A 20,678-nucleotide genomic window follows, 5' to 3' on the forward strand; every position below is an offset into this window, starting at 1 on the left:
ATCTCCTGACACTCTTGCAACCGTGAACGACGTGCTTGTCACCGTCGCTACCCGCCGGCACCGACGGAGGCGTACTCCATGAGCCGCGCCAAGGAGAGATGGTCGGGGGACATCTGAGATCCCAGCTCCCGTGACGACCCCAGGAGGCCTCCCATCTGAGCCCATACGGAGCAAAGAGCCAACGTGTACTCGGCTTCATGAGCGCGTTCGGTCGGGTGGTTCATCTGACGGAGGGCCTCATCGAGAAACTCGGCCACCGCGTCCGGCCACACCAGCTCGAACAGGCTGCGACGCGTCACGTTCGTCTCAACGGCCAGTTCCTCGTGGAGCACCGCCGAGCTCATACGCTCGTCGGCATCGACATCCAGAACGCCTTGCCCAGTACGAGGGCTGACAATGTTCGGATGCCAGATGATCTTCCCATCCGTCTCAGTGAGCACGAGAGTCCCGGCCGAGGTGAAGACGCTGATTCTGTGACCCGCGTGAGCAAAGTCGTCCGGATTCGAGGGATTCATCCTGTTGACCACGCGAAAACTGACGGGAACATCTCTGAACGAGGCGAGGACGGTTGTGAAAACCTCGGACTCGCCGCCCTGCAGATCAAGGCTCCACGGCGTGAACCCGCCGGTCGTTCTCCCGACGATGTCTATCATGGAGAAAAGAAAATGTATGCTGCACTCGGCCTGAACATGAATGATTCCATACTGGACACGCAGAGCCTCCACCAGCTTGAGGTAGGTCCTGATCGTGGAGCTGTGCCGGTAAAAGCTGTTGATGATGAACGCGCGCCCGCTTCCGGCCGCCTCTCGGTAGCAGCTCACCGCGTCGGACCTGTGAACAGGGTGCTCCATGACCACGTGCTTTCCTGCGGCGAGGAACCGTTGAGCCAAGCGCGTCCCTTCCCCGCCCATGACCCCTGATCGGACCACGACGAAGGACACGTCGTGACCGGGAAGGTCCTCGATATCCGTATACAGGGGCACTCCCTGCCTCCTCGCGAAATCACGAGACTGCTCGCTGCCCCGGGAGAGCATGCCGACCAGCTCGTAGCTCAGAGGGCGGAGCCGAAGCCCCGCAACGTAGAGACGACCGAAGGTGGTGCCACATACCACTGCCCGCAACTTACTCACTTGCACTCCCCCGAAGCCCTCAGAACACACTTTCCAGAACCACGCATTTCACAGAACAGCTGACCACGGTCCAGTAAGGACCACCCCCGATCACAGGAAACCGGATTCGATCAGCTCAGACTCGTGGGCGCTGGCACCCGCAGTCGTCGCCCCCTCTGCTTCAACGCTGACGCCCATGAGGCGCAAGGCATCCAGAAGCGGATCCACCTTCATGAGCTCGTAGCCCCACACGACCCCCTGCAGACAGTCCGATTCGAGGCCGCGAACCACCGACTGCGCCAGAAAGGCCGCTGTCAGCTCACTGCTGTCTCGAGAGCGGACGGTCATCGTGCTCCGTTGGGGCCTGCCTCGGAGATATCCGCGCGCCGTCACCTGGATGGCGAACCAGTTCTTCTTGCCTGCATCCAGTCTTGATTTGGCGTCGTCGATCTGAGAGAGCATGCCGATGAGATCGTCTGTATCACCCTCCTGACTGCACGTCATCGCCTTGAGAAGGAGGTGCAACGAGTCTCGATCCGGAATCACCAGGATTCCCGTCAAGGCAGGGATGCCTGAGTCGATCGCCACCTGGCGCAGCTCGTCCGTCACAAAAGGAGAGCGAATACTGTCATCGTCCGCTGGGAAGGCGTCAGTGTCCTCCGCCTCCTCCGTCCTCTCAACGTAGGGGTGAGGGCGACCATCCAGCACCATCTGGTTGGGATAGCCATATCCTTCACGCGTACTGAGAATGACGTCGGCGAATCCCGCGACGCCACCCTGCTCCCTCCCACCACTGCAGACGGTCACCGCGCTGCAGACGTCCAATCGCGAGGCCAGATGTCGCACCAGGAGCCCGCTGAGACCAGGAGTGCAGCCCGCATTGACGATTCTCAAGCCCTGCCCGCGATATCCCTCAAAGAGGTTACCGCCGAAAGGATCGACGTAGACCACACTCTCCGGCAGAGCTGCGGCGACTCTGTCTGCGATGAGGTAGGACGGGCCGGCGCAGTTCACCAACGCACGGCACCCACGGGCGAACCTCCGCACACTGTCCGGTTCATGAGCGTCAACGACGACGGCGTCCTCGTCGGAGCCTCTCCTGGTCCGGTTGCCGCAGACCACCTCGTACCCCGCACTGCGCAGGAGGGCGACCAGCACCCGCCCGACAGCACCGTGGGAGCCGATGACCCCGATGCGGTGCCCGCTAGCAGCTTGCGACAAGACGCCTCCCCACAGATCGATAGCCGAGCCACAGAAGCGCACGACGCGACGTCACCTCCGGTGGCTGCTCTCCGCAAAATATACTGTTTCTTTGGTTAGGTATACTTTGCCTTAGTTGCAGTTCCGTGTCAATATCGGTTCCACCCGACTCGGGAACGCATGGGGCGAGCACCTTCAGCCAGAGCGACCCTCTGCTCAGCGCGCGAGGCCGATTCGCTCGACCGTCAGACATGCTGCAATATTCGCTGCAATCACTGGATTTTAGAAGACTGGCACATGTTCTTGATCGCGGCGGCCATCTCTCTTTGCTCACACCCGTCGAACGCGCAGCTCGCCGCTACTTTGATTACATGGTGCCGTAAAAATAGGGACTCATCTCTCGTGTCCAGGGGTGCCGCCGTCATGCAACCGCGAGCCAGGCGATAGCCACCAGCGTCCAGGTGAGCACGACGACTCCCCAGTCGCGCGCTCTCCAGGGCTCGTCGGTCATCTCGGTGCGTCGTCGGTGGGCGCCGAAGGCGCGCGAGTCCATGGACAGGGCGACGCGCTCGGCGTGCTGGATGGCCAGGATCATCAGCGGCAGGATTGATCCGACCCAGCGGACCACAGGGGCCAGCAGCCCCCAGCGCCGTCCGATTCCACGCAATGCCCTGGCGGTGCGCAGGAGGACGAAGTCGTCATGGAAGCGGGTGATGAAGGCGATGGCTGCGGTGCCCGCCGCCCCCAGACGGTAGGGCATATGGAAGGTGGTGGTCAGGGTCCGGATGAGGGCCTCAGGGTCGGTGGAGACGCCGGAGACGAGGATGAGTGCGACGAGCGCACCGATGCCGGTACCTCCTGTCACCGCGTCACCCAGGTCGTAGAGGCGCGCAGCAGTCTCCTGGTGGTGGCTTCCGCTACTGAAGATCCAGATCATGAGCGCAGTGACCGTCCAAGGGGCGACCACCGAGGCGATGATGCGCCGCAGGGAGGCACGCGCGGCGATGACGAGAAGTGAGGAGGTCAGCAGGACGCCCAGGTTGAGGTGATGGTTGCGCAGGGCGAAGATCATCACCATGACGGGCAGGACCGCCAGGAAGAGGGTGAAGGGGTTGAGGGAGGTGAACAGGCCTCGCCGCGGCTGGGGCCTGGGCGGGACCGGGGGAAGGCAGGCTGATCCGGAAGGCGAGGCATCCGCCTCGACGTCGACTGTCCTGGCCGTCTCACCGGCGTCCTCGGCCGCGGCGACCCTTTGCGTTGGGTCCGGGCCCGTTCTGGTTCGCACCGTCGGCCGCGGCAGGGCGATGATGTGGGTGCAGTGCTCCAGGGCGAGCTCGAGGTCGTGGGTGGCCATGATGACCGTACGCCCCTGGTCGCGCAGCTGGTCGATGAAGTCCATGAGCTCGCAGGTGTTGTCCCAGTCCTGCCCGTAAGTGGGCTCGTCCAGGACGACGACGTCGCGTTCCTCGCTGACCATGGTGGCCACGGAGAGCCTGCGGGCCTGGCCTCCCGAGAGGGTCAGGGGGTGGTGGTCCCGATGGGCAACGAGGTGGAACTGCTGAAGGAGCTGGTCAACCCTCGCCTGTGAGGTCCCTCCGACGGCGAGCTCGGCCCCGACAGTGGTGGCCACGAACTGGTGCTCGGGGTTCTGGAAGACGTAGCCGACCAGGTGCCGGCCCTTGCCCACCCTCCGGCCACCGACGACCGCCCTGCTCGCGACGGAACCAACGAGGCCGGCCAGGGCGGACAGGATCGAGGACTTGCCCGCGCCGTTGGGGCCGACCAGCCCCACGAGCTCTCCGCCACCCAGCCGCATCGACACGCGTGGAGAGCGCCCCGGCACCTCGAGGTCCATCAGCTCGACACTGGTTCTGGGCTCCGACCGGGCGCGGCCGGCGAGCGCGTCACGGGTATCGATGACCTCGACCTGCTGCCAGCTCTCAGCGGAGTCCCGCGTCTGCTTCTCCAAGTAGCGCACCTCGACGTCCGCGCACAGATCGGCGAGTCGCGGCACATGGATTCCGGCTTCGGCGCAGGTCAGTGGTACGTCAGGTGCGGAAGAGCTCGCGGGGAGGCCATCCTCGACGTCACGCAGCGCCCGGGGCATCCACACGCCGGCGTCGGTCAGCTCGCTGCGGTGCCCCATGAAGACCTCACGCGGGGTGCCGACGGCGATGATGCCTCCGGCTGTATCGAGAGCCAGGACCTGGTCCACGATGGGCAGCACCGGGTCGAGATCGTGGTCGATGACGACGACCGCCGTCCCGGAGGCCGTCAGAGAGGAGACGAGGTCGTAGAACTCCTCACGGCCAGTGGCATCGATGGTGCTGGTCGGCTCATCGAGGACGAGGAGCTGCGGGCGCATGGCCAGAGCGACGGCAACCGCGAGCCGTTGGCGCTGCCCGCCTGAGAGCGTCCAGGGGTCGTCCCAGATGCGCTCGATCAGCCCCACCGCACGCAGGGCGCCCTCGACCCGTGCCGTGATCTCGGTCCGAGGCAGGCACAGGTTCTGCAGGGGGAAGGCGACGTCATCGTGGACTCTGCGGGTGACGACCGCGGCATCGGGGCTCTGACCGACGTAGGCGACGGTCTCGGCCAGGGATTGGACAGAGGCGTCGGCGACCTCCGTGCCGGCCAGGTTCAGGCTGCCGGAGTACTCCGAGGGCAGGCAGTGCGGGATGAGACCGCACAGCGCACGCACCAGCGTGGTCTTGCCGCAGCCCGACGGGCCGATGACAGCGGTGACCTGGCCGCTCAGATGGGTCAGGTCGACGGAGTCCAGGACCCAGTTCTCGCGCCCGAGGTAGTGGACGCTGAGGCCCTCGATCCTCACCAGCGCCGGTTCCGCCGGCTCGCTCGGAGGCCGTTCCACCGCGGGTGCCGCGGGTGCCGACTCAGGCACGGCCGGTCATGCGGTGGTCGATGCCGACGCCGGCGCGGTTGAGCAACCGGGTCAGGACGATGGTGATGCCGCCGCCGACAAGCGCCGAGACCACGGCGATGATGACGCCGGTGCCCGCGGAAGCGATGCCCGCCGAGGCGCTCATGACGGAGACGTACATGATGCCGTTGAGCAGCCCGAAGGTCGCCGCCGAGATCAGGAAGGACCACCAGGTCCACTTCCGGTAGAGCATGAGGGCGAGGGGTACCTCGACGAAGACTCCGCCGATGAGGGTGCCGACGATGGCGGCGGGACCGGTCGGAGTGGTGAAGACACTCATGATCCCCATAAGAAGGGCCGCGATCATCACGGCGCCGGGGCGGCGCACGATGGTGGCGGGCAGCAGGAAGGGAACGAGCCACAGCCCCATGATCGCGCAGCCCAGGAGCACTGCGTCTCGGGAGGCTCCCGCCGCAGGAGCCAGATAGTTCAGGGGCACCAGGAGGATCATCGAGACGACAGCCAGAGCGGCGATCGTCATGAGGTTGCGGGTTCCCAGGGCGGAGTCGGCCAGGCCCGAGCGCGACGAGGTGCGAATGACGGGTCTTTCCTGCTCAGTCGCCTCTGGCGAGCGGCTGGTGGTGCTCATGGTTTCTCCTTGCGTGTTCTCACAGGTCACGGTGAACAGTCCGACGTCGTGCCGGAGCACCGAGGACGCTCCGCATCAGGCGCGCCAGCGCGATGACCGCACATCTACTCCGACGCTACAGTATTTGCAAATCATTATCATTATTGACTTGCACAGAGAATTGCCTCGACTTCAGTCGTGCAACAATGCGGGAGATGGGCCGCCCATCCAGCATGACAACTCCGAGCGGAACCCCACCCCCTAGTCGGCTTTGGTGAGGCATACCTAAGTATCTACTCCTTCTCGGAGGTTCCCGCAAGGGCCGAACAGGCGCAGAGCAGCACTGGGGCGCACAGAACTAACCGCTGAAAAGCCGGGAAAACCGGCTGGCGGGTTGGCGATGGCGGAGTCCGGCGCGGCGGGTGGAGGAGCCTAGCCCGGGGCCCCCAGGCCTCCGCGTCCCACGAGGTTGATGCGGTGCATCTCCTCAGGGCGCAGGCGCCGCACCTGTTCGGTCAGGGACTGGGCGGCGTCGTTCACCGTCGCCAGGGGGTCGGGCAGGTCGATCGGCGCGGAGGGCGGCGAGTCCAGGCGCAGGCTCTCCCAGGTCACAGAGAAGTCGGCGCCCACCTCCAGGCAGGCCGCCACGAATTCTCCGCGCAGGGCTGCGCGCGTTGCCGGGGGCGTGTGACGGGCGCGCTCGATCTCTGCAGGCTCGCACAGGCGCACCATGGCCCCCTGGGCAACCAGGCGTGGGGCCATCCCGGTCTCGGAGTTGAGGTCGTGGTAGGCCAGGTCGACCCGCGAGCGCAGTGCGTTCAGCACCTCCCCCGTGAGCTCGGGGTGGCGCTCGCGCTGGGCGCGCATGAGGCGGCGCTTGATGGCCCAGTCGATCTCGGTGTCGATGGAGCTGTCGTCATGGTGGCGCAGTGAGGAGATGACGCGCGGGGCCAGGTCGGTCAGCAGGTGCTCAGCGCCACGGAGGAAGTCCGGCTCCCCGACGTCGCCCAGGTAGGAGGTGAGGCGTTCCAGGAAGGCCTCCTGAAGGTCGACGGCGCTCAGACGGCGTCCGTCGTCGGTGACCGCCGGGACATCGCCCCAGGGGCTCTCCCCCAGCGCGGACAGCGTGGCCAGCGGGTCGGCCAGGACGAGGTCGGTGAAGTCCCACCCGGCCTCGAGGGCGTCCAGGAGCAGAAGGGTCAGGGCGCTGCGCAGTCCCGTCGTCGGCTCAGCCATGGTGGTGTCGGCGCAGGTGACGTGCAGGCGGCGCAGGCGGGCGGCATCGGCGTGGGGCTCGTCGCGGGTGTTGACCAGGGCTCGTTGACCGGTGGTGTCGGCCGAGGCCAGGGCCTTGAGGTGCGGGGCTCGCGGCGACAGGCCCCAGGAGGCCTCCTCGTCTTCCCGCCCATGACAGTCCGGGTCACTGCCGGCGGCAGCCGACTCCAGTGGTCTCCCGGAGCCGACCAGCACGGGGCGGGTGGCCAGGAAGGAGGTGAGCACCGCCATGGTGGTTTCACCTCGCCCAGCATCGACGCCCTGAGTCCCGGACGCGTCGTCGAGCAGGCGGCGGGGCACGGAGTAGCTCTCGTGGCAGCCGTAGGTGTGGCCGGCGGAGTCGGTGTTGTTGGCCAGGAGGTGGAAGCGGGCGGAGGTCCCCTTCTGGGCGAGGCCCGCGGCAGCGCGCTCCGCCATGTCGGCCAAAATCTCGCGCCCAGCCTGGTCCTGGGCCACGAGGTCTCGCACGCGCACGCACTCGGCGGTGGCGTACTCGGGATGGGCACCGATGTCGAGGTAGAGGCGCCCACCGTTGGGCAGGAAGAGGTTGGTGCTGCGATATCCGACGGGCCGGTGGCGGAAGATGAGAGCCGCCGCCTGCTCGATGTCCGGCAGGTCCTCCTTCGCCGCTTCCGGCGACCCGGCGGGGGCGCACAGGACGCCGAACTCGGTCTCCAGGCCGGTGACGCGCGGTCCTGGGGCACTGGCGCTCACTGGCCGCCCTTCTGGACGAAGCCGCGCACGAACTCCTGGGCCTCGACGGCCAGGACGTCGTCGATCATGTCCAGAACCGAGTCCAGTCCCTGGCCCCGGGCGGGGCCAGGGACTGGACTCGGTTCTGGACATGATGGTCGGGTCATCGTCCGGGGCGGGGTCGTCCTGGCGGCTGCGGGACGGCTGGGCGAACTCACTCATGTCTGCTCTCCTGACGGGGTGGCGGATGCGGTTGCAGCTTCGGTGGTCGGCGCCGGGCGGTCCAGGCACTCGCCCGTGAGGCGCGTGAGAACCTCGACGACGTCGGCGGCGCCCTCGACGGCCGGTGACGCGGTGGCACGGGTGAAGGACAACGGGTCGGTCAGGGGCAGACGGCGCTGGTCCTTCTCACCGGTCTCCAGGACCATGGAGTGCCAGCCGGCGGCGACCACCTGTCCGGGATAGGCGTTCACGAGCCTACCGCGCAGCCAGGCCCGGGTGGTGGCGGGCGGCTCGCTCAGGGCGGCCTCCAGCATCTGGTCGCCGAGCCCGCTCCTGGCGACGACGCCGGCCGGTACCTGCTCGGACAGGCCCCGCCCGGCCGGGGACAGCTCGGACCAGGCCAGGTCGACGGCGTGGAGGACGTCGCGTCCGCGCGCGCCGGGGTGTCGGCGCGCGGTGGCCTCCAGAAGCTGCTGCTTGGCGACCCACTCCAGGTGGCCGGCAGGGCCTCGCGACTCTCCCGGCTCGCCGCCGCTGGTGCGCAGGGCCTCGAGCTCGCTCAGTGAGGCCTCCCAGAAGGCCAGGATGGTGCCGGTCTCAGCCCCGTCGGTGTCCGTGCCGTCGGCCAGCGCGGCCAGGTTCGGGCGCAGGGGATCGCCCGCCGGCGCCGGCGCGGGGCGCCCATGGCCCTCCAGGTGGCTGCGCACCGTCTCGAGGTAGTGCTCCAGGATCTCCAGGGCGCTCAGGCGCCGACCGTCGGCGAGCTCGAGCGCGCCGCTCAGGCGGATGTCGCGGGAGACGTCCCGGGCCTGGGCCACGGGGTCGGCCAGGCGCAGACGGCGCCAGGAGGCGGGAACGCCGTCGGCCAGGACCTGGAGCACCAGGGAGGTCATGCCGAGCTTGAGCCAGTTCATGGTATCGAAGCAGTTGGCGTCCCCGGCCACCAGGTGGAGGCGCCGCCAGCGCTCGGGATCGGCGTGGGGCTCGTCGCGGGTGTTGACCAGAGGTCGGTTCACCGTCGTGCCCAGGCCCACGACCTTCTCCAGGTAGTCGGCCCTCTGGCTGATCTGGAAGTCGGCGTTCTGGGCGACGGCGCCGGTTCCGACCCGGCCTGAGCCCACCAGGAGCGGGCGGACGACGAGCAGCGGCACGAGGGCCTGAACGAGGTCGTCGAAGTCGATCGCGCGGGGCACGAGGTAGTTCTCGTGGGTGCCGTAGGTGGCGCCCTTGCCGTCGACGTTGTTCTTGAACAGGCGGGCCGCTACCCCGCGCCGGCGCAGCAGGTCAGCTCCCCTGGCCGCCATCAGATCCCCGGCCCGGTCGGCCAGGGCGGCCTGCGCAGCCCCGGTGCACTCGGGAGTGGCGTACTCGGGGTGCCCGTGGTCCACGTAGAGGCGCCCACCGGTAGCCAGGCAGGTGGCGGTACCGCGCTGCCAGGCCTCCTCCTGCGCGGTCAGGCGCGCGACGACGGTGGTGCGCAACCGCCCGGGAACGGGTCCCTCGACGGACGCGGCTCCGGGGATATCGGTGAGCATGGAGGGGTCAACGGCGCTGCGGTCCACCTCGAAGCCGCGGGCGTCGCGCAGTGGGTACTCACCCGAGTAGTCCCAGCGCACACCCAGGCTGCGCCCCCGCTCGCCCTCGGCCTCCAGGCAGGCGGCCACGACGTCCTCGGGCTCTGCGCCGAGGATCCCGTACTCGGTCTCCAGACCCATGACCGTCACCTCACGGCCGGGGGTCCGCCGGGAGCTCGATCCCACCGTTCTCACTCCTCTCTGGGGCGCTGGAGCACGGTCATGGAGACCACCGGGGCGCCGCGCCGTCCGCTGACGCGGGCCCAGTCGTCGGGGTGGACGGTGGCGGGCAGGCCCTCGTTCTCCATGATCTCCTCGATGACGGCGCAGCGCAGGTGCTCCTGCGTCAGACCGCGCTTTCCGCTGGTGACCAGGTCCTTGACCGCCGCCTTCTTGGCCCGGTCGACGATGTTGGCGAGCATGGCGCCGCTGACGAGGTCGGCGACGTGAAGGATCTCGACCTGTCCGTCGGAGTGGGTGAGCTCAACCATCTCGGTGGCGCGGCGGCGGGTGTAGAGGGCCTCGACCACCTGGTCGATGAGCGCGTCCACCGCCCCCTGAGCGCCACCGTGGGCGGTCAGGAGCTCCTCGCTGATCGGCAGGTCCGGCGTCAGGTAGGTCGCCAGGATCTCGGCGGCCCCGCGCCGGTCGGGCCGGCCGATGCGGATCTTGACGTCCAAGCGGCCCGGTCGCAGGATCGCCGGGTCGATCATGTCCTCGCGGTTGGTGGCCCCGATGACCACGACGTTGTCGAGCTCGTCGACACCGTCGATCTCAGCGAGCATCTGGGGGACCACGGTGGTCTCCACGTCCGAGGAGCGTCCGGACCCACGGGTGCGGAACAGGGAGTCCATCTCGTCGAAGAAGACGACGACGGGCACCCCGGTGGCCGCCTTCTCCCGGGCTCGTGCGAAGATGACGCGGATGCGCCGCTCGGTCTCCCCCACGTACTTGTCCAGCAGCTGAGGCCCCTTGATGTTGAGGAAGTAGGCCTCGCCCCGGTCACCCCCGCTCAGGGAGGCGGCAACCGCCTTGGCGATGAGGGTCTTGCCACAGCCGGGCGGGCCGTAGAGCAGAACACCGCGCGGCGGGGTGAGCCGGTGCTCGCGGTAGAGGTCGGGGTGCAGGAACGGCAGCTCGACGGCGTCGCGGATGAGCTCGATCTGCTCACCCAGTCCCCCGATGTCCTCGTATCCGACGTCGGGAACCTCCTCCAGGACGAGCTCCTCGACCTCGGAGCGCACCACGGGGCGCAGCGCCATGCGCACGGCCAGATCGGCCACGAGCGCGTCGCCGACCCGGGGGCGGTGGTCGGTCAGGGTCGCCGAGAGACTGAGAACCTGCTCCTCATCGTGGCGGGCCAGGACCAGGACGGTGGCGTCGTCGTAGGTCTCCTTGACGGTGACGACCTCCCCGAAGCGCGGCGAGGAGCTAGTGGCGGTGATGACGAGGTGCTCGTTGAGGACGACGTCGTCACCCGGGTGCAGGGAGGAGGCCACGACGGCGGGGCCCACGCCCACCCGGTGGCGCCGCCCGGCGATGGAGACGTCGGCGGTGCGTGCGGTGGCGTCCACGGCCAGGACGGTGGCGTGCGCCAGGGGCGGGAGCTGGAGGGCCTTGACGTCCTCGTGGAGGGCCTCCAGCTCCTGACGCGCCGCCCGCAGGGCGTTGGCCAGGTGGGCGTTCTTGCGGTTGAGCACGCCGGCCTGCTCGGTGAGCTCGCGCAACCGGTCGGTCACGTCCGCACCGACATCCCCGATGACCTCCGCAGACGGGTTCCCGGAGACGCCCCACAACGTCTTCCCTCCTGGGGCCTTGTGCTCTACCGGCTCCTCGTCCATGCGCATCCTCCTTGATTCCGGTCTGCCTGCGGCCCGGCACCGGTCCGGGTCCTCCTCAACCCATAGTGGTACAAGCGTACCAATTCATACTCGTTTCGTAACCCGGATTCAGACCTGCAATGTGGACGAGCAGCAGACGTCTGCCGACCTCACACCGGGCCGTGTCGAGGCCTCCGGCCGCCCCGTGACAGAATCGGCCCCATGTCTGAGACCCCCACGAGCCACTCCGCTCCCCCGTCGTCATCCAGCCGTCTGCTGCCCTCCGAGCCCCACAGCCCGCGAGTGCCGGCCAAGGTGTCGACCGACGGCCTGGAGACCACCTGGGGCGAGCGCTGGGAGTCCGAGGGGACCTACGCCTTCGACCGCAGCGCCGAGCGCGCCGAGGTCTTCTCCATCGACACTCCGCCGCCGACGGTCTCCGGCTCCCTGCACGTGGGGCACGTCTTCTCCTACACGCACACCGACACCGTGGCCCGCTTCCAGCGCATGCGCGGCAAGGCGGTGTTCTACCCCATGGGCTGGGACGACAATGGCCTGCCCACCGAGCGCCGCGTCCAGAACTACTTCGGGGTGCGCTGCGACCCCTCCCTGCCCTACGACCCGGACTTCACTCCCCCGCACACCGGCGGGGAGGGCAAGTCGATCAAGGCCCGCGACCAGGTGCCGGTCTCGCGTCGCAACTTCGTCGAGCTGTGCGAGCGCCTCACGGTGGAGGACGAGAAGCAGTTCGAGGCCCTGTGGCGTCGCCTGGGCCTGAGTGTGGACTGGTCGCACACCTACCAGACCATTGGCGAGCGGGCCCGCAAGGTCGCCCAGACCGCCTTCCTGCACAACCTGGAGCGCGGGGAGGCCTACCAGGCCGCGGCGCCCGGGCTGTGGGACGTCACCTTCCAGACGGCGGTGGCTCAGGCCGAGCTGGAGTCTCGTGAGTACCCCGGCTTCTACCACCGCCTGGCCTTCCACATCGTCGATGAGGCCGCCGCGGCCAAGGCCGAGGCCGCCGGCGCCCCGGTGGAGAACGGCGTCGACGTGTGCATCGAGACCACCCGCCCCGAGCTGCTGCCCGCCTGTGTGGCCCTGGTGGCCCACCCCGACGACGAACGCTACCAGCCCCTGTTCGGCACCACCGTGTCCTCCCCCGTCTTCGGCGTCGAGGTGCCGGTCCTGCCGCACCCGGCCGCGGAGAAGGACAAGGGCGCCGGCATCGCCATGTGCTGCACCTTCGGTGACACCACGGACATCGACTGGTGGCGCGACCTGCAGCTGCCGCTGCGAGCGATCCTGCGCAAGGACGGGCGCATTGAGACCGAGACCCCCGAGTGGATCACCTCCCAGTCCGGCCGCGAGATGTACGAGGCCATGGCCGGCAAGACCACCTTCTCGGCCCGCGAGGCTCTTGTGGCCCGCCTGGCGCAGACCGGTGAGATGCGCGGCGAGCCCGTCAAGACGGTGCGTCAGACCAACTTCTTCGAGAAGGGCGACAAGCCCCTGGAGATCGTCACCTCCCGCCAGTGGTACATCCGCAACGGCGGCAAGGAATGGACGAACCCGGCCTCCGGCGCGGACCTGCGCGAGGAGCTGCTCGAGCGCGGCCGCCAGCTGGAGTTCCACCCCGACTTCATGCGCGTGCGCTACGAGAACTGGGTGCGCGGCCTCAACAACGACTGGCTGGTCTCGCGTCAGCGCTTCTTCGGCGTCCCCTTCCCGCTGTGGTACCAGGTCGGGGTCGACGGCGAGGTCGACTACGACGCGATCCTGACGCCGGCCGAGTCCGAGCTGCCCGTGGACCCCTCCTCCGACGTCCCAGCCGGCTACACCGAGGACCAGCGCGGCGAGCCCGGTGGTTTCGTCGGCGAGCTCGACATCATGGACACCTGGGCCACTTCCTCCCTGTCGCCCCAGCTGGCCTCGGGCTGGCTGAGCGACGAGGACCTCTTCGGCCGGGTCTACCCGATGGACCTGCGCCCGCAGGGTCAGGACATCATCCGCACCTGGCTGTTCACCACGGTGGTGCGCGCGAACCTGGAGTTCGCGGCCCTGCCGTGGACGAATGCCGGCCTGTCGGGCTGGATCCTGGACTCCGACCACAAGAAGATGTCCAAGTCGAAGGGCAATGTCGTCACCCCCATGGGCCTGCTGGAGCAGTACGGTTCCGACGCCGTGCGCTACTGGGCCAGCTCGGCCCGCCTGGGCCTGGACGCGGCCTTCGAGGAGACCCAGATCAAGATCGGCCGTCGTCTGGCCATCAAGGTCCTCAACGCCTCCAAGTTCGCCCTGTCCATGGGGATCCCCTGGGACGCCGATGAGGCCACTGTGGCCGCGGCCCCCGCCCCCTGCCTGGACGCCTCGGTGGTCAGCGAGCCGATCGACCGCGCGGTCCTGGCCGCGCTGGCCGACGTCGTCGACACCGCCACGGCGGCCTTCGAGGAGTTCGGTCACGCCCGGGCCCTGGAGGTCACCGAGTCCTTCTTCTGGACCTTCTGCGATGACTACATCGAGCTGGTCAAGGACCGAGCCAATGACTTCGACGGTTCTCACGAGCCCGCCGGCGTCCGCTCGGCGCGGGCGACGCTGGCGATCGCGGTGGACACCTTCGTGCGTCTGCTTGCTCCCTTCCTGCCGTTTGCCACCGAGGAGGTGTGGAGCTGGTACCGCACCGGCTCGGTGCACCGGGCCGCCTGGCCGCAGTCCGCGGGTCTGCGTGAGGCCGCCGCCGGGGCCGACGCCGAGCTGGTGGCCCGCGCGGGAGTCGCCCTGGCCGCACTGCGCAAGGTGAAGTCGGAGGCCAAGACGAGCCAGAAGACGCCGATCCTCTCGGTGGCGCTGGCCGTCGTCGCCGACCGGCCCGAGTACGCCGAGGCCATCGAGGCGGTGCGTGCGGACCTGACGGAGGCTGCCAAGGTGACCGGCCCCTTCACCGTGGAGCAGGCCACCCAGGCCGCGGACTCCGAGTCGGCCGACGGCGCCTCCCCGGTGACGGTGACCGCCGCCGAGCTCGGCGAGGCCCCGGCCAAGAAGAAGTGAGCCGCGAGCACCCGGTCCTGTGACGAACGGTGGCGCCGTCCCCCTCGGGGCGGCGCCACCGTCGTCGTTCTAGGGCTTGCCGGGCAGGTTCACGCCTTCGGTTCTCTGCCGGAGGCTCAGCAGGATCCGGTACTCGATGAGGACGAAGACCACGGCGGCCAGCAGGGCCGCAAGCACGTCGATGCGGCTTTGAGTCACGCAGTCGCGGTTGAGGAAGGGGATGAGTCGGGAGTCGAGTGAGGTCAGGCGTTCCCCGAGGCAGTTCATCGCGTCCCCGTTGTGGTCCTGAATGCTGGCGTTGCCAACCGTGTAGCCCCAGACGACCCCGATCATCAGTGCGAAGGCGCCGCCGAAGGGAAGCCAGGCGAGGCAACGGGTCAGGTGGGCTCGATTCCGCCGGGACAGCACCACCGCGATGACGGCGATGGAGGCGAACACGATGCTCACCCCTGCCCCCGTGAGGTCGGCGCGGTGCTGGATGTCAACGGGAGGACTGGGGCGAGCCCGGTCGATCGCCTCGTCGCTGGCCACCGAGCAGTCTCGGGCAACGTCCCCGGTGAGGACGATGTCGGAGTCGAATCTGTTCCGCGGCGTCTCCTGGGTCCTGGGGACCAGGCACGGAACAACGGCGAGAGCTACCACGGTCAGGACCAGCAGGCCGATGAGAGCGTTGACCACGCGGGTTCTGCTCAGCGCCATCCCTTCTCCTCCAACATCTCACGCTCATCGTCAAGTCTGGCACAGTAGGCGCTTTCTCAGATGGTGTTACCTCAACCGCTGCGACCTGTCGTTACCGAACCCCGCTGTCCAGACGGTCGGACCTCCAGGCGGGGTCTTCTTACACTGGCCTCCATGACGATCAACCTGAAGCCCCTGGAAGCCGCCGACCGCGAGTCCTTCATCGCCGACCTGCAGGAGGCTTTCGAGCACTTCGTGGGCGACGCACGAGGCTCATTCATCGACGAGTCCCTCTACGAGGATGGGACCGTCAACCCCGCTGCCCCTCCGATCCTTCCGCGAGAAGACATTGAAGAGTCGCTCAGCAGGTTCGAGGTCCAGGCTCTGCGCATCATCGAGGATGGCGCTCCAGTCGGCGGCGTTATCCTCACAGTGGAGGGAGATCGCGGAGAGGTCGAGATTATCGCGATCAATGCGAGCACGCACGGGCGCGGTGTCGGCACGCGCGCATGGACCGCCATCGAGGAGGCATATCCCAACGTGCGGGAGTGGGAGCTGGGGACCCCTTACTTCGAGGTGCGCAACATCCACTTCTACGTCAACAAGTGCGGTTTTCATATCGTGGAGTTCTTCAACGAGCGCCATCCGGATCCCTCCGACCCCGACATGGACAAAGAGCGTTCCTTCCGTTTCGTCAAGCATGTGGAGCGCCCGAAGTAGGGAGTAGGCAGACTCCATACCGGCTCCGGCTAATTCGAACAGCGCGCCGTCGAGCCGCGGTCGGCGAGGACGGCGGGCATGAGTCTGCGGTGCTGAGCCGGGTCCGGTTCTCCCCTGAGGCGGCTCAGGAGAAGTGAGCCCGCCTCAATCCCCATGGCCTCACGGTCCACACTGAGCTCGCTGAAGGCCTCCCCCTGGCGGCCGCTGTCCTGCGTGACCCCGAGGGTGAGCACGGACAGGTCCGCGGGAACGGACAGTCCGTGGGCTTGCGCCGCACAGGCCAGTCCCACCACGGCGGCGGGGTTGTTGGACAGGACGGCGCTGCACCCCTCAATGAGGCCGCCGGCCTCAACGATGTCGGCGCCGGCCAGCGCCGCCTCCGGCACCTGGCGCACCAGGACATCCACTCCCAGCTCCTGCGCGGCACGCAGGAGCTCATGGGCCTGGTCCTGACGGGCGTGAGCGTCGTCGGAGGCAGTCTCCCGCATGAGCGCGACGATGCGACGGTGCCCGAGCTCGGCCAGGTGCTCGACGCCGGCGTGTGCCATCTGAGCGAAGTCCGCGTCAATGCCGGGCACCCCACCGGCGCGATCGGAGGAGCCGATGAGGACGGCAGGGACCTTCTCCTCCAGCAGCATCGCCTCGCGCTCATCGCCGTCGGCCACGTCCATGAGCACCACCCCGCCCAGGGCGCCGGAGCGCACGAGCGAGCGCAGCTCGATCAGCGGCGCAGAGGAGGTCATGACCGGGATGACGACCTGGATTCCACTGGGAGCCAGGGCCCGGCGCACGCCGTCGACGTAGCCGAGATCATTGGCGTCGATGGTCGAGCGCTGACGCCGGAACAGGACCCCTACGGTGCGCAGCACCGGCGAGGCCAGTGAGCGGGCGGCGGTGTTGGGGTGGTAGTCGAGCTCGCGCACGGCCCGCATGACCCGCTCGCGGGTGCTCGAGCGCATCGAGCGCTGACCGGAGAGAACGTAGGTGACGGTCGAGGGCGACACGCCTGCCGCCCTGGCCACGTCAGCGCGGGTCGCCGCCATCGGGTCCTCCAGTGGGCATCTCCAGCCAGCAGGCGCCGTTGGGCGGCAGGACGACGGCTCCCGTCCCACCCCGGTCGGCCGGGTACCAGGAGGTGATGAGAAGCTCGCAGGCTCCCTCGATCGTCACCGGATGCTCGGTGGTGTTGAGGGCGACCCCGGTGCGCCCGTTGCGCAGGAGCAGGACCCCGGGATCAGCCTGAAGCCACTCCACCGACCCGAGCCCGAGCCGGCGCTCACGGCGCAGGGCGATGGCCCGACGGTACAGGGTGAGCGTGGAGCCCTCCCGCCCTTCCTGAGCCTCGGGAGAGTACTCGCCCCAGCCCTCGGGCTGGGGCAGCCAGGTGCGGCCGGTGGTGCTGTAGCCGTGCGAGGCCCCGCCCCGCGTCCAGGGCAGGGGGACGCGGCAACCGTCACGCCCTGGCACGACGTAGTTGGTGCGCTCCCACAAGGGGTCCTGGCGGGCCTCGTCCTCCATGGTGGTGTGCTCGGGCAGTCCCAACTCCTCGCCCTGGTAGAGGTAGGCGCTGCCGGGCAGCCCCAGCATGAACAGGGTCGCGGCGCGCGCCCGGGCCAGGCCGAGCTCGGCGTCGGGCTGGGGGTCCTTCGGTCCGATCCCGGGATCGGTGTCCATGTCGGCGGGGTAGGCCAGGCGGGAGGCGTGGCGTACGACGTCGTGGTTGGACAGCACCCAGGTGGCCGGAGCCCCGACGGCACCGTACTCGGCCAGGGAGACGTCGATGACGCGGCGCAGCTCAGCGGCGTCCCACCCGGCGACCAGGAAGGGGAAGTTGAAGGCCTGACTCATCTCGTCGGCGCGCACGTACAGGGCGGCATCCGCCTCGGTGGGCACCCAGGCCTCGGCAACCATGAGGATGTCCGTGCCGACCTCGTCCAGAACGCGGCGCCACTCGCGGTAGATGTCGTGAACCCCGGGCTGGTTGAAGGCGGGGCCGACGTCGGGCAGCTTCTCGCGGTCGGCCGCGCCGTCCTCACCCTGCGATGCGATGACGTTCCAGCGGTCCGGGCCGAGGTCGTCGTCGGGCAGTCCCTCGGCCTTGACCAGTCCGTGGGCGACGTCGACGCGGAACCCGTCGACGCCGCGCTCCACCCAGAAGCGCAGGAAGGTGCGGAAGTGCTCGTGGACGTCCTCGTTGGACCAGTTGAAGTCGGGCTGCTCGGCGGCGAAGAGGTGGAGGTAGTACCAGTCTCGGTCCTCGCTGCGGCCGGTGAGCGGCTCGACCGGCTGCCAGGCGGGGCCGCCGAACAGCGAGCCCCAGTTGTTCGGGGCGCCGTCGTCGCGGTGGCGGAAGATGTAACGGTCGCGCTCGGAGGAATCGGGCGCCGCCTCCAGGGCGGCCCGGAACCACTCGTGCTGGTCGGAGGAGTGGTTGGGGACCATGTCGATGACCACGCGGATGCCGGCCTCGTGGAGGTCGGCGATGAGGGCATCGAGGTCCTCCAGGGACCCGTACTCGGGGGCCAGGTCGAAGTAGTCGGAGACGTCGTAGCCGGCGTCGACCTGGGGCGAGGGGTAGAACGGCGAGAGCCACACGGCATCGACGCCGAGCGCGGCCAAGTGGCCGACGTGCTCCCGGATCCCCCGGATGTCGCCGATTCCGTCGCCGTTGGCGTCGGCGAAGGAACGCGGGTAGATCTGGTAGATGACCGCATCGCGCCACCAGGCGTCAGTGTCTGCGCGTGGTGCGAGGCTCCGGGAGAGGCAGTCGTCGGTCGAGGTCATGGTCAGATCCTGGTCGGGCCGCGGCGCTGCGGCGGGGTGAGGGCTAGGAACTCAGACGCCCCTGCGGGGCGGCTTGGTGCCGCCGCCCCGCAGAGAGACGCTGCAGCGTGCGAGCCCTAGAGCGGTTCGGGCTCAGGCAGCGTCGTCGTCATTGCTTGAGGCCACCGGCGGCCAGACCCGCCACGATCCGACGCTGGAAGAAGAGCACCATGAGGACCAACGGCAGCGTCATGATGACGCCGGCGGCCATCTGGGACCCGAAGGGCGTGTTGAACTGGGAGTCCCCGGTGAACTTCGACAGCAGCACTGTGGCCGGCTGCATGGAGGGGTTGACGATCATCGTGACGGCCACGAGGAACTCGTTCCAGGCGCCGATGAAGATGATGATGGCGGTGGTGAAGATGCCCGGTGCGGCCAGCGGCAGGATGACCTTGCGGAAGGCCTGGCCGGGGGTGCATCCGTCGACCATGGCGGACTGCTCCAGCTCCTGGGGCATCTGCCTGAAGAAACTCGTCAGGTTCCACACGGCCAGCGGCAGTGAGAAGGACAGATCCGGGACGATCATCGCCTGGTAGGTGTCCGTCCAGCCCCAGGCGGCGAAGTTCTTCAGCAGAGGCACGATGATGGCCACGAGCGGGAACATCGAGGTGGCGATGATGAGGAGCATCAGCACACCCTTGCCCCGGAAGTCGAGGCGCGCCAGGGCGTAGGCGGTAAAGGTCGCCACGGCCAGCGCCACGATCGTCACGACGATCGACACGACCAGGGAGTTGATCAGGCCATTGGCGAAGTCGTTCTTCGAGGAGAAGACCGCCTTGTAGTTCTCGAAGGAGACGTGCCGGGGCCACCAGCTGTTCTCGAAGATCTCCTTGTCAGGACGTAGGGAGGAGACCAGCATCCAGTAGAAGGGCGCCAGGCAGTAGATGACGATGAGGACGATACCGACGGTGGAGAAGACGCTTCCCCAGTCCCTCTTGGTCTTGTTGACCGGTACGGCGGTGGAGGTGCTCATGCCTGCTGGCTCCTTTCAGTAGCCGTCTGGGAGACCGGGGCGGAGGAGCCGGAGCGCTTGAAGAAGGCGCTGACCGGCAGCTTGCGCTCGTTGCGCTTGCGTCGAGCCTCATCGTTGCCGCTGAGGTCGGTGTTGGTGATCTTGAGGAAGGCGATGGCAAAGACGAAGACGTAGAGGAACAGGATGAGGGCGTAGGCCGCGGCGCTGCCGAAGCGCGAGTTGGAGCTCTCGTCCTGAACGAGCATGGAGAGGGTCTCCACGCTGCCCTTCCGGGGGCCGATGAGGATGTAGGGCAGGTCGAACATGCGCAGGGCGTCCAGGGCGCGGAAGACCACGGCCACCACGAGTGCGGGCTTGACCAACGGCAGGGTGATGGAGGTGAAGCGCTTCCAGGCGCTCGCCCCGTCGATCTTGGCCGCCTCGTAGACCTCATCGGGGATGAGCTGGAGCCCGGCCAGGGTGAGCAGCCCGATGTAGGGAGCCGTCTTCCACACGTCGGCGATGATGATGGCCGTCTTGGCGCTCAGGTCCCCCGAGGCCCACATGATGTGCTGGCCCAGGATGGCGTTGGCAACGCCGTTCTGGTTGAAGATCCAGCCCCACAGGATGGCGGAGACGGCCGTGGGGATCGCCCAGGGCACGAGGATGGAGGCGCGTACAACGCCACGCCCCTTCATCGCCTTGTGCATGATGAGCGCCATGGCCACGCCCAGGACGGTCTCCAGGACCACGGTGACCACGCCGAAGAGGGTCGTGTTGTAGAAGGCGACCCAGAACCGCTCGCCGGCGCTGGTGAAGATGTCGGTGTAGTTCTTCAGGCCCACGAAGGGCTCGGTGGTGGAGAAGAAGCCATCGTCCCCCAGCCGGGGCCGCCCGTAGAGCGACTGGTAGAGGGACTGGGCGATGGGGATGAGGATGACGATGGTCAGCACCAGCACCGTTGGTGAGATGAGCAACCAGGCCAGACGGGCCTGCGCCTTGGAGCTCTTGGACTGGTGATTGACGACTTGTTCGGAGTGCGTCGTTGTACTCATGGG

At 68.1% G+C, this 20,678-nt stretch carries 15 protein-coding genes; 2 read left to right on the forward strand and 13 right to left on the reverse strand.

What is annotated here, in order from left to right:
• Window positions 1-47 precede the first annotated feature (47 nt).
• From BQ8008_RS06850 to arc, 8 genes are all read right to left on the reverse strand, one after another.
• On the reverse strand, window positions 48-1,130 hold the full coding sequence (locus BQ8008_RS06850; protein ID WP_108833363.1) for a Gfo/Idh/MocA family oxidoreductase: 1,083 nt from the start codon (window positions 1,128-1,130) through the stop codon (window positions 48-50).
• A gap of 90 nt (window positions 1,131-1,220) precedes the next feature.
• Complete coding sequence (locus tag BQ8008_RS06855) at window positions 1,221-2,372, reverse strand: NAD-dependent epimerase/dehydratase family protein (protein WP_267896216.1); 1,152 nt, start codon at window positions 2,370-2,372, stop codon at window positions 1,221-1,223.
• A 358-nt stretch (window positions 2,373-2,730) separates the two neighbouring features.
• Window positions 2,731-5,142 (reverse strand): ATP-binding cassette domain-containing protein, encoded by a 2,412-nt coding sequence (locus BQ8008_RS06860; RefSeq protein WP_108833364.1) that lies wholly within the window; start codon window positions 5,140-5,142, stop codon window positions 2,731-2,733.
• 61 nt (window positions 5,143-5,203) lie between these two features.
• Window positions 5,204-5,839 carry an ECF transporter S component gene (locus tag BQ8008_RS06865; protein ID WP_108833365.1) on the reverse strand — a complete coding sequence of 212 codons (636 nt, stop codon included), beginning with the start codon at window positions 5,837-5,839 and terminating at the stop codon, window positions 5,204-5,206.
• Window positions 5,840-6,250: 411 nt separating this feature from the next.
• On the reverse strand, window positions 6,251-7,807 hold the full coding sequence (locus BQ8008_RS06870) for a proteasome accessory factor PafA2 family protein (protein ID WP_108833366.1): 1,557 nt from the start codon (window positions 7,805-7,807) through the stop codon (window positions 6,251-6,253).
• Window positions 7,804-8,004: a ubiquitin-like protein Pup gene (locus BQ8008_RS06875; protein ID WP_234415273.1), complete on the reverse strand. Its 201-nt coding sequence runs from the start codon at window positions 8,002-8,004 to the stop codon at window positions 7,804-7,806. The genes BQ8008_RS06870 and BQ8008_RS06875 overlap by 4 nt, the downstream gene beginning before the upstream one ends.
• Complete coding sequence (locus tag BQ8008_RS06880; RefSeq protein ID WP_234415274.1) at window positions 8,005-9,768, reverse strand: proteasome accessory factor PafA2 family protein; 1,764 nt, start codon at window positions 9,766-9,768, stop codon at window positions 8,005-8,007.
• Window positions 9,769-9,773: 5 nt separating this feature from the next.
• Window positions 9,774-11,423: a proteasome ATPase gene (gene arc / locus BQ8008_RS06885; RefSeq protein ID WP_108833367.1), complete on the reverse strand. Its 1,650-nt coding sequence runs from the start codon at window positions 11,421-11,423 to the stop codon at window positions 9,774-9,776.
• 201 nt (window positions 11,424-11,624) lie between these two features.
• Between arc and valS the strand changes: the two genes are divergently transcribed.
• The gene (gene valS / locus BQ8008_RS06890; RefSeq protein ID WP_108833368.1) at window positions 11,625-14,447 is read left to right on the forward strand and encodes a valine--tRNA ligase; all 2,823 of its coding nucleotides are present in this window, start codon (window positions 11,625-11,627) and stop codon (window positions 14,445-14,447) included.
• A 69-nt stretch (window positions 14,448-14,516) separates the two neighbouring features.
• On the opposite strand, the gene BQ8008_RS06895 is transcribed toward valS, so the two are convergent.
• Window positions 14,517-15,146: a hypothetical protein gene (locus BQ8008_RS06895; RefSeq protein ID WP_108833369.1), complete on the reverse strand. Its 630-nt coding sequence runs from the start codon at window positions 15,144-15,146 to the stop codon at window positions 14,517-14,519.
• Window positions 15,147-15,299: 153 nt separating this feature from the next.
• Between BQ8008_RS06895 and BQ8008_RS06900 the strand changes: the two genes are divergently transcribed.
• Window positions 15,300-15,845: a GNAT family N-acetyltransferase gene (locus BQ8008_RS06900; protein WP_108833370.1), complete on the forward strand. Its 546-nt coding sequence runs from the start codon at window positions 15,300-15,302 to the stop codon at window positions 15,843-15,845.
• Window positions 15,846-15,874: 29 nt separating this feature from the next.
• On the opposite strand, the gene BQ8008_RS06905 is transcribed toward BQ8008_RS06900, so the two are convergent.
• From BQ8008_RS06905 to BQ8008_RS06920, 4 genes are all read right to left on the reverse strand, one after another.
• Window positions 15,875-16,888, reverse strand: coding sequence for a LacI family DNA-binding transcriptional regulator (locus tag BQ8008_RS06905; protein WP_108833371.1), 1,014 nt, complete (start codon window positions 16,886-16,888; stop codon window positions 15,875-15,877).
• The gene (locus BQ8008_RS06910; RefSeq protein WP_108833372.1) at window positions 16,869-18,629 is read right to left on the reverse strand and encodes a glycoside hydrolase family 13 protein; all 1,761 of its coding nucleotides are present in this window, start codon (window positions 18,627-18,629) and stop codon (window positions 16,869-16,871) included. Before BQ8008_RS06910 ends, BQ8008_RS06905 begins: the two co-directional genes overlap by 20 nt.
• Before the next feature lie 148 nt (window positions 18,630-18,777).
• The gene (locus tag BQ8008_RS06915) at window positions 18,778-19,641 is read right to left on the reverse strand and encodes a carbohydrate ABC transporter permease (RefSeq protein ID WP_009404148.1); all 864 of its coding nucleotides are present in this window, start codon (window positions 19,639-19,641) and stop codon (window positions 18,778-18,780) included.
• Complete coding sequence (locus BQ8008_RS06920; protein WP_108833373.1) at window positions 19,638-20,675, reverse strand: carbohydrate ABC transporter permease; 1,038 nt, start codon at window positions 20,673-20,675, stop codon at window positions 19,638-19,640. Before BQ8008_RS06920 ends, BQ8008_RS06915 begins: the two co-directional genes overlap by 4 nt.
• Window positions 20,676-20,678: the final 3 nt, after the last annotated feature.

Source organism: Actinomyces sp. Marseille-P3109 (assembly GCF_900323545.1).
In the GTDB taxonomy this organism is placed as follows: Bacteria; Actinomycetota; Actinomycetes; order Actinomycetales; family Actinomycetaceae; genus Actinomyces.